We start from the raw sequence: 12,790 nt of genomic DNA on the forward strand, positions 1-12,790 counted from the left end.
TGATTTTTCTAAATAAACAGACCGATTGTAATATTTACATGGAAGAGGCCGTGAAAATCAGAGCCAAAAAATTCAACTATTTTATTGGCATCGATGTATCGAAAAATAAACTTGACTATGCAGTAATAAAGGGGAAAGAACTATTATTTCACCAGGTAGGCAAAAATGAAACAGATGATATTACGACCTTTTTTAAGAAACTAAAAGGGTTGCCCGGATTTACAGTGGCCAAAGCTATATTTTGCCTGGAACAAACAGGTATTTATGGCAACCATTTGCTTTATGCTTTAAAGAAATTAAAAGCCAACATAGTATTAGAACATCCGCTGCAAATAAAAAGATCTATAGGGCTGGTAAGAGGTAAAGATGACAAGTCAGATTCCATCAGGATCGCAGAGTACGCAAAAAGAAATGCCAATGAGTTAAAATTTTGGATTCCGCGACGGCTGGTTGTTTTAGAATTAATGAGTTTATTTACCTTAAGAAACAGGTTGTTAGGCGTTTCAAATGGGTTAAAAAACCCATTAAAAGAGGAAATTATCTTCGTAAAAAAAGGACTACAAAAACAAACTCAACAATTGTGTCGTGGCAGCATAAAGGCGATCGAATGCGATTTAAGCGGGATTGACCTAAGCATTGAATCATTAATCAATTCAGATGAGTCTTTAAAAAATTTAAAACAAATGATTACCTCGGTTCCTTGCGTGGGTCCGATTACCGCAATTCAGATAATCATTTCTACAAACGAGTTCAAAGATATAAAGGATCCTAAAAAATTTGCCTGTTATGCCGGAGTCGCTCCTTTTAAAAAGGAATCTGGTTTAGTTACCGGCAGGGCAAAGGTGTCACCTTATGCGAACAGAAAGGTAAAAGCTCTTTTGCATGTCTGCGCTTTAAACGCAATACGATTTGATGAGGAACTCAAAAGCTATTATGAAAGGAAGACAAAGGTAGGAGGTAAGCTCAAATTAAAGGTAATTAATGCAGTCCGGTATAAACTTATACTTAGAATATTTGCATGTGTAAACCAAAGCAGAAGTTATATCAAAAACTATAAACGAGAGAATCCTATTACAGCAGGTGAATAGACCAGTTAAAAAAGTTTAAAGACTTACGCATGTCCTTGATTGCCTGCTGTAATAGCACTTGGCTTTAGAAAATTGGTAAGAGGTAATTGGATTGGATATCAGTTTATTCAGTCGATGAATATAACTCAGAAGAAATGCAGCAAGCTGAATCATGGTTACAATAGGATTTAAGACCTATAGCCTTTTATGATCCTTGCTGTTTAATAAATAAATTTAGAAACCGTGCGGTCCCAACTGGAAGTTTCAAATTGGTGGTTTAAAAAGATCAAAATGCAAAGAAATATTTTACTATGAATTACCCTATTATTGATTTCTTTGGACACAATCAACACAGTATCTATATCAAAAATGACGACCAAATGCTATTACAGCAAGTGAATAAAGCAATAAACAAGTTTGAAGACTTATTACTTTTTTTTATTGCCTGCTGTAATAGCATTTGGCTTTAGAAAATTGGTAAGAGGTAATTGGATTGGATATCAGTTTATTCAGTCGATGAATATAACTCAGAAGAAATGCAGCAAGCTGAATCATGGTTACAATAGGATTTAAGACCTATACCCTTTTATGATCCTTGCTGTTTAATAAATAAATTTAGAAACCGTGCGGTCCCAACTGGAAGTTTCAAATTGGTGGTTTAAAAAGATCAAAATGCAAAGAAATATTTTACTATGAATTACCCTATTATTAATTTCTTTGGACACAATCAGCACAGTATCTATATCAAAAATGACGACCAAATGCTATTACAGCAAGTGAATAAAGCAGTTGAACAAGTTAACGACTTTCGGATGTTTAAGGCGCCTGTTGTAATGGCATTTGGCAGGGGAGCATCGATATTGCATCAATTGGCTATTCAGATCAGGACTTATCAGCAATTGAGATCCTTATTACTTGAGAAATTCGCTGATTTAGTTTCTTCCGGCAATGAAATTTTAAGCAATTAATACGATAAAGGTTAGAAAGAAAAAGTAAAGGGCCTAAAATGGGTAAACCAAATGTATGAAGATACCGGTTATTTAAAGAGATTTCCTGTACAGCGATTTCAATTGAAATAAGCTATATTTTGAAAATTTCTTGCCCAATTCAATAGAGGGAGCCTCTATTTTTTGAAATGTCAGTTTAGAAACGAAGACAATGCCAGCCAATAAGGAAAGGTCAACAACCATGTTAATTATAATGGATTGTTGAACAAATATTTTATTTTTTATAAACCCTAACAAGTAAATGCCCAGTGGAACGTGCAGCAGGTAGATCGAATACGAAAAATCGCCCCTGCGGCTAAAAGTGTTTTCCTTTAATGGCCTCTTACTGTTTATACGAATGAGTGTAACAGTTTAAAAGCAACATTAAATGGTATGAACTTGAAAAGAAGCCATAGCACAATGTAGCGTACATTAGTAGTTTTGAAGAAAATTAAATTTGGACAGCGTTTAAAATTCGGTTTTTAGACCTGGATAATTGCTGTCTATAGGAAGGGCGGATTTTTCACGCCAACCAGCGGTTTCAAAATAACGTTTCAGCTTAAGAAAATGAATTTCAAAACCATAAAAACTTATCGTGGCAATAATAATAGAAATTGAAAAGCAGCAGATCGCATTTATCCAGATATTATTTCCGGGGAAATAATAATAGTAAAAGATAAAGCAGAGCGGATGAAAAACATATAAGCCATAGCTTATTTTACCAATATAACTTAAAGAGCGTGAACCAAAAATAGAATTCAGAAATGATTTGGCTGTTATTAGCTTACCAATTATCGCCATATAAAAAATGGAAATGATAGGTAACTTAATAATTTGTACCCAGTCATATCCTTTACCGCCTGTAACCAGCCAGGTTGGTATCATCAGTAGTAAGCTAACAATAATTATCAGGTTAAAATTTAGCTTAATAACGGGTTTCCGCGCCTCATACCAGGCTAAAAACCCTCCGATAGCAAGCGCGTCCATTACTGAAAATGTAAAATAAAATGTACCGTATCCAAAATGCAATAACAAATAACGACAAACGAAAGCAACGCCAATAATACCCCCAATTACACGGAGCAGTTTACTTGTAGTTGTATAATAAACAATTATTGGCCAAAATAAGTAAAAATGCTCTTCAACTGCCAGGCTCCAAAAATGCAGGGGCCCCCGTGCTTTTAAATTAAAAGTTTCTGATATATTCTGGAGGTATGCCCAATACATCCAGGAATTTTTAAACGAGTAAGGAGAATTGGTTATGAATAAGGGAGTAACAAAGTACATTATTAATAGGGCAAAATAATAGAGCGGAAATATTCTTAATATCCGTTTTACATAAAAATTGCGAAAATAATGTTTGCTCTTTTTAGCCTTTAATAAAATACGGGTTATTAAAAAACCTGATAATACGAAGAAAAGGGTTACTCCTGTTTGCCCAAATACAGCCAGCTTATGAAGAGCATGAATTAAGGGTGATACATTAGTGCTTGCATCAGGCATAAAGTGAAAAAAAACTACTATTAATGCCGCAAAACCTCGCAGACCATCTAATTCCTTATAATATTTTAATTCCAAGCGCTGCGAAAATAATAAAAGATATGTTTAGTTGAAAGGAAGTAAATATAATCATTTTGGTATCTAATGATTGCTAATTAGAAATTCGCTGATTTGGTTTCTTCCGGCAATGAAATTTTAAGCAATTAATACAATAAAGGTTAGAAAGGAAATGGGCCTAAAACGGGCAAACCAAATGTGTGAAGATACCGGTTATTTAAAGAGATTTCCTGTACAGCGATTTCAATTGAAATAAGCTATATTTTGAAAATTTCTTGCCCAATTCAATAGAGGGAGCCTCTATTTTTTGAAATGTCAGTTTAGAAACGAAGACAATGCCAGCCAATAAGGAAAGGTCAACAACCATGTTAATTATAATGGATTGTTGAACAAATATTTTATTTTTTATAAACCCTAACAAGTAAATGCCCAGTGGAACGTGCAGCAGGTAGATCGAATACGAAAAATCGCCCATGCGGCTAAAAGTGTTTTCCTTTAATGTTTTTTTACTGTTTATATAAATTAGCGTAACAGTTAAAAAACAGGTCAATAAATATTCAAATGACAAGTGTTTTAAAATAAGCCCCGCAACGGATAACAAAAATAAAAGCGCATTGAGCCATTTATTTTCGTCTTTATGAATCAGTATACAGAGCGAGTAGCCAAGTAAGAACGAAGGAAGTTCGTTAAAGAAAAATAAAAAATTTTCTTTTTGAATCGGCAATAAAATAGCTATCGAAGTTAACACTAATGGCAAGACCAGAACAAATCTCTTTGATGCAAATATCGATAGCCCAATAATAAAATAAAAAGACAACTCGTAAGGTAATGTCCAGTAGACCCAATTAACGGTGGCAAAATGTGATACCGGTTCTGTATATAGAAATAAAGTCGCTGCTATACCCGATATGTTTTTTGGCAGCGGGGTAGAATTATATCCGGTAATGACCTTTATGATCATCGCGCAGGTAATAACAATTGCCAAACTCATCCAGTATGGCGGAAAAATTCTAAAAAGTCGTTTGATAATAAACTCATTAGGAGTCTTTACATGTTTTTGCGCTATACGGATGCAAAACCCGCTGATAATAAAGAAGACAGGTACCCCGAGATAGCCTAGTTTGCAAAAATTCCGGTACCAGTTATCTATATATTTTACCGGTTCGTTGAAGTGAAACAATACGACCCAACAGGCGGACACAAATCTTAACAGATCAATCAGGTGATTACGGTTTTTTGTGTTAGGTAGAGTCATTTTTAAAGGTCTTTAACGAGGGTTGTTGATTAAGCACATAATTGTTGCAAATTTTCACTTTGCCTCATACATCACATACTTATTGCTCAACATAGACCCATACCAACCCTTATAATCGGGGAAGCTTTTTAGGATAAGTTTTTCTTTCGGGCCGCCGTAGCTGTCAGGGAGTATAATATAGAGCGGTCCGGCATGGCCATCGTGCTGGTAATCATCCATATCAATTTTCAGGTCATCGCCGATGGCCTCCAGGTTAAGAACACGGTTATGCAAAATTTCCAGACCAATATCTTTGCTGATGAACACAAAGGTTGCATTTCGCTGCTGCCTGTCTATCGCCATGATCTTGTCAAGTGATGGCTGATCGATAAACTGCTGGGCAATACCAGAAATGCCATGCGCGCTTTTGTTCTTATTAAGATTGTAACCCTTTACAAGGTAAAATATACTGGTGAATGCTATGCCAACCCAGATTAAGCACAATAATGAACGGTATGGTTGTTTAAACTGGCTAAACAGGTAAATAGTTCCAGGAATGACGATTAAACCTATGATACGGAAATGCCTGGCCTCATATGAGATAGCCATCTGCCGTAAATAGACATAGCAAAAGAAAATGATGGCTAATGCATAGAAAACAATGATCAGTAGCTTATAGTTCTGATCAGACGCTTTACGAAGAATACTTACAACAAGCCATAAACTCAGCACTGCCAGTAAAACTAATATGATCATCGCCTGGGTATCATCAAAGAAAGGTTTGCCTGTATGGAAGATTAGACCATGCGCTATATCATCTACAGAGAAGCCGGAAAGGAGAGGAGAAGCCAACGGATAGCAAAAAGCTTTCAGACTCAGTTTAAAACCTCCGGCAATAGTAGCAGGATTTTGGCCTTTTGATAAATAGAATACATAAATAGTACCAATTGCTATGATAGCCGGAATGGCTATCCAGACACCATTTTTTATCCAGCTAAGTAAATCTTTTTGAGGCAGCGATAGCCTTAGCCATAGAAATAAGAGTCCACCCATATATACCCACATCACAGATGACTTGCAAATAAAGCCTATCCAGCCTGCAAGTAATACAAATAGTAGTAATTGCCAGCCTGTTGCTTTTAATGCCGTACATCCATATAAGAACCAGCCTGTAAAGGCAAAGAACAGTATCTCGCCTCCATTATAAAATACATAGGGCACTACAAAAAATTGCTGACACGTTATGAACAGTACGCTAACGGCTGATATGAATGGAGTAAAACCGATCTTTTTGAAAAATGAATAAAATCCTCCCAATCCCAACAACTGGCAAAGTGTGATCGTTACAGCAGAGGCCTGACCGGTATTGAAGCCAAACAATAATTTAAAAGCATAAGGTACCAAATATTGTCCCGGTGACCACCATGTTAAAAACTCAGATGTGTTTTTAGAGAAATCATCCTGATCCGGTCTAATCATCAAATTAAACTTGCCGCCTAGTTCCATGCAACGCATCACCTGGAAGCCATTAGCAGGATCTGGGAAAACGGATGGAGGTGAAATAACGATTAAAACGCCTAATACCGCCACAATGGTAAAAAGCGAAACCATGATGATCCTGGAAAGTTGTTGCTGATTTGAAAACATAGTTTTATTCGATAGTCCTCAATCTCACTTTAACGGCAGGTTTACCCTGATATACAGTATAGGCTTCCATGTTTTTTGTAGCCACGGAGCCGCTGGTAAGCATACAGTGCGATGCTGCAGTAATACCCTGGTTTACGATGGCCCCGGCGCCTATCCAAACACCGTCTTCTAAAGTAACCGGACCGGTTATCAGATCGAAGGTGCTTTTCTTATAATTATGGCTGCCTGTAATAATTGTTGCGCCCTGCGAAATACAAACATTTGAGCCGATGGTGACCATTACCAGGTTATCTATCCAAACATTTTCGCCAATCCAAACCTCGTTTCCGATATTAAGGTGCCAGGGACTTTTTATATTAACGCCTGGTTTTATTTCCACCTCTTTGCCAACTTTGGCTCCGAACAATCTGAGCAGGCTTACTTTGAACCCATAAAACGGGAACAAATGACTTTTGAAAAAAAAGATATTAATATAATACCACAAGATCCTTTTCAGGAAATTGCCGCCCGGATGATACGGGTGATTGTTGTATAATGACAGATCAGTTTTCTGCACGGCTTACCAGTTTTTTATCGTCATGCCTGATCCAAAAATAAATACTTATGGCAATAATGACGTAGATAATTATATTAAAAATAGTGTGATGATCCATTATTATGCTGCCTCTTTTCTTGTTCCAGAATATAGCAAGCAATACAAAACGGAGAATGTTTAATAGTTGAATGCACAGGATACCCAAAAAAAGAAAAAGCAATTTGGCTTTTAATTTTTTAGGATAAGCGATCACAAAAGCAGCAAAGAAACTCATTACGCCCAACCCCAGACAGGAGTAAACTACCTGTATGGCGCCATGGCCCGCAACCAATAATTCCATGTCATTGGTAATAGCCATATAGCCCAGCGAGTTAATGATCTGCGCGCTGATATCCAAAAGTACATGACGCAATAACCGGATATAATTGAAATGTTCATCAATGAAAGCATTATAGTGACGTCCGTGCGATGTGATGCTAAAGAAAAATATATTGAAATAAAAAAAGACAGCAAAAAGTGCCAAAAATATCACAACGAATCTTACCGGTGATTCCCTGTCAAATCTTTTCATCGTTTTGTTGTTTGATGATCTCATATATCTTAGCATCGATCAAGAAGCGGAACCAGAAACCCTGTAAAAAATGGAAGATCAATCCCTCTGTTCCATCCAAAAAGCCTAAGCGTATAAAATACCTGATCACAAAGTACACAACAGGTCTTACAAACAGTGGGAAGCTTTCATATCGTTTTTTAATGTAACGCCTGCGCTCAATGGGATTGCCGGTTAATTTGGCTTTTATTACCTGGCCATTTACGGTGTCATCATTGGCGGTATTAAGCAGGTATTCAGCCTCAAGGGTTGCCCAATGATTATGCCTTGCAATAAAAGTATTTAATGATTCGGTGATAATATCTATCATATCACCTTTTAAAATTTTAGTCTTACCGCTTATTTTAAAGTGCTGATCATATAATTTATCCTCACATTGGCCAAAACCTTTTCTGAATAATATGGCATGATAGGTGGGGTAATGGCCGCCATGTTTTATCCATTTACCCATAAACATGGTTCTGCGACTTACCAGGAAACCGTTAATATCAGCTTCAATAGACTGATTAAAAGTGGCTGTCAGCTCAGCGACCAGTTCGGGAGTGGCCCGGTGATCGGCATCAAGATTGAGGATCCACCCGGTAGTTACAGGAAGGTTATTAAACGCCCAGTTTCTTTGAACGCTGTAGTTTTCAAAAGCGTGATGGAAAACATTGGTCGTGTATTGCCTGCAAATTTCCAGTGTTTTATCGGTAGATCCGGAATCAACAATAAATATGTCAACATTCAGGGGTATAAGGCTTTCCAGGCAGGCCCTGATGTTTCGCTCTTCGTTATAAGTTAAAACAATAACCGAAAATTTATCCATCACGCTACTTTTGCTTTTATCATCATCGTCATCCACAAATAGGGTAACCTGCCGCACCCTCTAAAATCAGTTACCTTAAAACCCGACTGGGTTAATAGCTTCGTAACTGTTTTCTCCGACCAGAACTTGATATGCCCACCTTGCCATAACGGGTCAATATGAGTATCCCATTTATTAAATATACTTAACATCAGGTTTTTTAAGTAACCATGGTAAGGAGTGGTTAATATCAGTTCGCCTTTGCTTTTATCTAATATTTTGCGGCACAGTTCGGCAAATTTATACGGGTCGTACAAATGTTCAATTACTTCAGTTGAAATTATGGTATCAAATGTTATTCCCTTAAGCTCTTCCGGTAATTCCTCAGTTGAAAAATCCTGTATAAAAAACCTGTCGGGGTGTTGTTGACGGGCAATTGAGATCCCTTCTTCAGATGCGTCAGTGCCATAAACATTAAATCCTTTTGATATCAGGTGATTAGCAATATAGCCATTGCCACAACCCATATCTAAAATGCACTTATTGGTGTTTTTATCCAGCAGCGGAAGCAACTCTTTTTGAATATAAAAAAAGGTGTGAAAGGGGTCGGAATTTTCATATCCAAATTCTTTATACTCACTCATTTGCAATTATTTGATTGTACATGTTCATATATTTTATAGCCAGGTTGTTATAATTAAAGTCTTTTAAAATAACAGCCGGCGCTTCTTTTCTTATCCGTTGTAAATCATCAAACTTACTGTTAATGGTATTGATCGCAGCACTTACTGACGCGGCATTTGTTTGGCATATCCAGCCTAAGTTATTAGCTGCCACATAATCAGCCAAACCCACCTGTTCGCTTATCAATACTGCTATGCCTACACTAAGGCTTTCGATAACCACATTGCCGAAGTTTTCATCGTGGGATGGCAGTACAAGCAGATCATGCTCATGCAGCAGATCAAACTTATTTTCGCTTTGAAAGCCTATCCAATCTATATGCTCATCAATACGATTATTTGCAGCAATAGCTTTAAGCGAGTTCATATAGTCACTATTACCATCACCTGCAATGGTTAACTTATATGGTATTTTAACGTCTTTAAGCGCATCAAACAAAATATCCAATCCTTTTTTTTCTTCTATTCGTGACAGGAAAATTAGTTTGATATGATCGGTAGCAGATGTAGCAGCGTATTGCTTATTTACATTAAGCCGGATGAAGTTGGGGATATTAAAAAAATGTTTGGCCTGGATAATACTTTTAACCGCTGAATATTCATTGTCAGAAGTGGTATGTACATCGCATTTTTTAAGCAGGGGCTTTGTTAAAAAGGTATGTATTAATCCTTTTATGCCATTGTTTTTGTTGTTGAACGAGTAGTTGCTAAGCGTTCCCCTGGGCGATACAACAACTTTTACATTGCGCGCCACCGCTATAAGGCATGATAACATGGAAACCAGGTTCCACCATGCATGGATGTGAACAACATCATAATCCCGGGCTTTTTGCCAAACATTTTTTAACAGGACAGGTGAAAAATGTGTATGGTCTTTGGTTATCCGTTTAAAATAAATAACATTTACACCATCAATCACTACCGGTTGGTTTGCAGTAACGGGTAATTCGTTTAGGCCGTTGGCCGTGGTGGTAAAAACTGTTACATCTGTCCCTAATCTGGATAATTGCTCGGCCAGCATTGACACAGACATGATAGGCCCGCCATAGATATAAGCAGGTTTATAAGAAGCGCTGATCTGTAGTATTTTCAATTGTTTTTTTTCAAAACGCTGGTCGCTATTAACACTTTTTGGATGAGGAGCATACTTACATAGCTCCAAAAAACAGAATTGATCAGAAATTCAAAACTAAGACCCCGCCAAAAGATCTGGAACAGACCAGTAAAAATAAGAGCTGTTCCTAAAGTATATCCCCCAAAAAGCTTTTCGGCCTTAACGGAAATAGCCGATGCAATGGCGCCATAGAGAAAAAGGCCAATAAACACGCCCAGAGTGCCTGCGGAAAGGTAAGTATCTACAATATAGGCCGGCTTGGCAGAAACCTTTGAATTTCTGCTCACCGCACCCGCGTCATATACCCGTACCATCACCAGGTCCTCGGTACTGGGTTTTCCGGGCCAGAATACACGCGGTACAAGCACTATTGCTGATTGTTGTAGCAATTGTGGGCCATAATAGTCAATAGTGTTGGGGGTAGACTGCAGGTATATGGTAAACATACTTATTTCACTGAGCCTGTAAACCAGAAAATCCCAGTTTGTTTCGTCATTTGCTGAATTATCATTTAACGCTGCATCAAGGGCAAGGGCTGTTGCTTCATCGGTTTCTGTTTCTCCAGACCACGCATTCTGGCGAAATGTGGTAGCGAACTTGGGAAGTACCACAAATAATAGCAGCAGAGCAGGAACAAAGACTGTCAAAACAATTTTTTTATAGTTCGGGTATAGAAAAATACCCAATACCATAACGCTTATTATAATTGGCTCCTTATAACCAGAAATTACCCCCTGATAAAAGTTGAAACAATACAATAACAGGCATATTATAGTGTTCCACATCTTTTGTAGCGGAATAGCAAAGGCTAATGCGAGCGTACCGGCAATAAAGCTCAATGAGTTTAGTTGAAAATAAAATTGAGATAATCCAGGAACAATCAAGAAAAATAGAGAGACCGGGAAGGCTATCAAGGCCATTATCATAACCATATTGGCCAGCTTTTCTTTTTTAATGTAATACCCTGATGGAGCAGGATATTTCATGAACACCAGCATACCCGTGGCAAGCGCGGCGTGCCCCAATATATAATAGCGCTGGCATTTTGCAATAAGTGCCAGCTGGTTTTGGTCTATTAAGAGATACTCGTTTGTTTTTTGGAAGTTGTTATAACCATATAGGTTTAAAAAGTAAAAAATAGACGAGCAAGCCATGTACCCAACGAAAATGATCTGGACTATAAAAATAGGCCGCATTATTTGTTCAGGAATACTATGGTCGGTAGGTAAAGGTTTTATTTTTCCAGTATATACAACGAAAAAAATAAAGAATGAACCAACCCAGGCAACTAGGTATGACGCCGTAGGCACTGATTGAAACAACATTGCAAGCACCCAGGGTATATAAAGAATTAAGTATCTTTCAATCGGAACGTTTTTCATTTATACAGCTTTTTCAATTGCCTGGGCTTGTTTTTCGAAATTCCAGTCGTTAATTATTTGTTTGGATGATCTTCCCATTGATTTTAATCCCTCACGATTTTTTTCGACTAAGTTATTCAATTGTAAAACTAAATCATCAAATGATGCGGCATTAAATATTGCCCCGTTATTACCTGGTATAACCAGGTCAACAACGCAGCCCACTTTATTTGATGCAAGTACGGCCTTTTGGCATGCCATTGCCTCATTTATGGCAAGTCCCCAGGTTTCAGCCGGCCCTTTTGATGACAGGCAGAAAAGATCACATGCCTGATACACTACCGGCATATAGGACTGATTTTGAAAATTTATAAAATGGACATTAGCATTTTCTTCGGCTTTTAGCTTTAGTTCATCTTCCAATGCCCCATTGCCAACAAATAACAGGTGAACATTTTCTTTATTTATGGATAGAAACGCATCAAGCAGTAAGAGCGGAGATTTTTTTTCTTCGAATTTGCCGGCAAATAAAATAAGTATGTCTTTTTCATTTAGCCCTAAATCTTTTCTTAATAGCTTTGTTTCGTTTTCCCGGTTTCTGGCAAATCTTTCATTATCTATTGCGTGTGGTGCAAAACTAAGCTGCTTTTCCTTTAAACCATATTTTTTAAAATAGGCCTTATTGTTCGTGCCCACATATAAGGCACGATCAACATGGCTGTATATCCATCTTAATAAAACAGTTTTAAGGAGCATTTTAAAACCGCTTTGTTCATCAAGCAAAGTTGAATCGCCACGAAATATAACAGGTATTTTGTTTTTAAAATACCTGATCACCTTTAAGTGGCTGGCATATGCCCATCCGTAAACCAGTATGGCATCGGCGCCATAATCTTTTATTTGCCGGATCAGATCAGGGTTTACAATGCCATTAAAGCTGTGCGACCCCGGGTTTTTTGAGGTATTGGTAACCCATTCAAAATAATAGCCCTCAAGCAAGGGCACATCCCACTGCACGGTTTTGCCAAAACCGGGATCATATTTATTCATGGAGCCTTCGCCCCAGGTATAAAAAATTTTGACCTCGATTTGCTGCCTCTGCTGCAATAGCTTAAATACCGGTGAGTAGTATTGAATAGGGTGTGTGGTAATTATTGCCAGCTTGCGCATAAACTAAATGGTTTGCCTCATCACTTTAAGGCGTTTTGA

The 12,790-nt window shown here is 37.5% G+C and carries 12 protein-coding genes; 2 read left to right on the forward strand and 10 right to left on the reverse strand.

All coding sequences use genetic code 11. The features are described from left to right. Window positions 1–50 precede the first annotated feature (50 nt). Together ACPPVU_RS11880 and ACPPVU_RS11885 are read left to right on the forward strand one after the other, a co-directional pair. On the forward strand, window positions 51–1,088 hold the full coding sequence (locus ACPPVU_RS11880) for an IS110 family transposase (protein WP_426671927.1): 1,038 nt from the start codon (window positions 51–53) through the stop codon (window positions 1,086–1,088). Between the two features lie 671 nt (window positions 1,089–1,759). Beyond that, window positions 1,760–2,035 carry a hypothetical protein gene (locus ACPPVU_RS11885; protein ID WP_426671928.1) on the forward strand — a complete coding sequence of 92 codons (276 nt, stop codon included), beginning with the start codon at window positions 1,760–1,762 and terminating at the stop codon, window positions 2,033–2,035. A 486-nt stretch (window positions 2,036–2,521) separates the two neighbouring features. On the opposite strand, the gene ACPPVU_RS11890 is transcribed toward ACPPVU_RS11885, so the two are convergent. The 10 genes from ACPPVU_RS11890 to ACPPVU_RS11935 form a co-directional block, all read right to left on the reverse strand. Next, window positions 2,522–3,631 (reverse strand): acyltransferase family protein, encoded by a 1,110-nt coding sequence (locus ACPPVU_RS11890; RefSeq protein WP_426671929.1) that lies wholly within the window; start codon window positions 3,629–3,631, stop codon window positions 2,522–2,524. A gap of 196 nt (window positions 3,632–3,827) precedes the next feature. Next, window positions 3,828–4,865 (reverse strand): acyltransferase family protein, encoded by a 1,038-nt coding sequence (locus ACPPVU_RS11895; protein WP_426671930.1) that lies wholly within the window; start codon window positions 4,863–4,865, stop codon window positions 3,828–3,830. A 54-nt stretch (window positions 4,866–4,919) separates the two neighbouring features. After that, a complete protein-coding gene (locus ACPPVU_RS11900) occupies window positions 4,920–6,491 on the reverse strand; it encodes a hypothetical protein (RefSeq protein ID WP_426671931.1) in 1,572 nt (523 codons plus the stop codon). A gap of 4 nt (window positions 6,492–6,495) precedes the next feature. Beyond that, entirely contained in the window at window positions 6,496–7,047 is a 552-nt protein-coding gene (locus ACPPVU_RS11905) for a WcaF family extracellular polysaccharide biosynthesis acetyltransferase (RefSeq protein ID WP_426671932.1), read from the reverse strand. Next, window positions 7,034–7,597, reverse strand: coding sequence for an exosortase Y (gene xrtY, locus ACPPVU_RS11910; RefSeq protein ID WP_426671933.1), 564 nt, complete (start codon window positions 7,595–7,597; stop codon window positions 7,034–7,036). The genes ACPPVU_RS11905 and xrtY overlap by 14 nt, the downstream gene beginning before the upstream one ends. Beyond that, window positions 7,584–8,444 carry a glycosyltransferase family 2 protein gene (locus ACPPVU_RS11915; protein ID WP_426671934.1) on the reverse strand — a complete coding sequence of 287 codons (861 nt, stop codon included), beginning with the start codon at window positions 8,442–8,444 and terminating at the stop codon, window positions 7,584–7,586. Before ACPPVU_RS11915 ends, xrtY begins: the two co-directional genes overlap by 14 nt. Continuing rightward, entirely contained in the window at window positions 8,444–9,067 is a 624-nt protein-coding gene (locus ACPPVU_RS11920; RefSeq protein ID WP_426671935.1) for a class I SAM-dependent methyltransferase, read from the reverse strand. The genes ACPPVU_RS11915 and ACPPVU_RS11920 overlap by 1 nt, the downstream gene beginning before the upstream one ends. After that, entirely contained in the window at window positions 9,060–10,199 is a 1,140-nt protein-coding gene (locus tag ACPPVU_RS11925) for an XrtY-associated glycosyltransferase XYAG1 (protein WP_426671936.1), read from the reverse strand. Before ACPPVU_RS11925 ends, ACPPVU_RS11920 begins: the two co-directional genes overlap by 8 nt. Then, entirely contained in the window at window positions 10,196–11,602 is a 1,407-nt protein-coding gene (locus tag ACPPVU_RS11930) for an exosortase Y-associated Wzy-like protein (protein WP_426671937.1), read from the reverse strand. Before ACPPVU_RS11930 ends, ACPPVU_RS11925 begins: the two co-directional genes overlap by 4 nt. Further along, window positions 11,603–12,751 (reverse strand): glycosyltransferase family 4 protein, encoded by a 1,149-nt coding sequence (locus ACPPVU_RS11935; protein WP_426671938.1) that lies wholly within the window; start codon window positions 12,749–12,751, stop codon window positions 11,603–11,605. Window positions 12,752–12,790: the final 39 nt, after the last annotated feature.

This window comes from Mucilaginibacter sp. McL0603, assembly GCF_049992945.1.
In the GTDB taxonomy this organism is placed as follows: domain Bacteria; phylum Bacteroidota; class Bacteroidia; order Sphingobacteriales; family Sphingobacteriaceae; genus Mucilaginibacter.